This window comes from Pseudomonas sp. EA_5y_Pfl2_R50 (genome assembly GCF_963970475.1).
Taxonomy (GTDB): domain Bacteria; phylum Pseudomonadota; class Gammaproteobacteria; order Pseudomonadales; family Pseudomonadaceae; genus Aquipseudomonas.
On sequence record NZ_CAXAPT010000124.1, the window covers coordinates 1 to 511 of the forward strand.

The window sequence follows — 511 nt, forward strand, 5'->3', positions numbered from 1 at the left end:
TGCCAAGTATCATTGGCATTTGCCGCTTTATCGTCAGGCGCAGATGCTGGCGACGCACGGTATCGCCATCGACCGTTCCACGCTCGCCTTCTGGGTCGGCTATGCCGCCCAGGAATTGAAGCCCTTGTGGCATCGTTTGCGCGCGCTTCTGCTCGAGTCCTCCAAGCTTTGTGTCGATGAGACCCCGGCGCCGGTATTGGATCCGGGGCGCGGCAGGACTAAAACCGGCTATTTCTGGGCGCTCTCGCGTGATGACAGGCCTTGGGCCGGGCCTGATCCACCTGGGGTGGTCTACGCCTATGCACCGGGCCGCGGCGCCGTTCATGGCTTGCGGTTGCTTGAGGGCTATCGCGGCATCATCCATTGCGATGGCTATGAGGCCTACAAGACCATGACTCGAGAGACGCGTGCGGACGCACTGTCCGCGACGCTCGCCTTCTGCTGGTCGCATCTGCGACGCCAGTTTGTAAAGATCGAGCGTGAGGCTTCGCCGGCGCCGGCTCCAGTTGCC

At 62.6% G+C, this 511-nt stretch carries 1 protein-coding gene; it reads left to right on the forward strand.

Annotated elements, in window-relative coordinates; translation table 11 throughout:
• Nucleotides 1-511, forward strand: a 511-nt coding sequence (locus AACY19_RS27025; protein ID WP_339454557.1) for an IS66 family transposase, incomplete at both ends; no start/stop codon positions are given.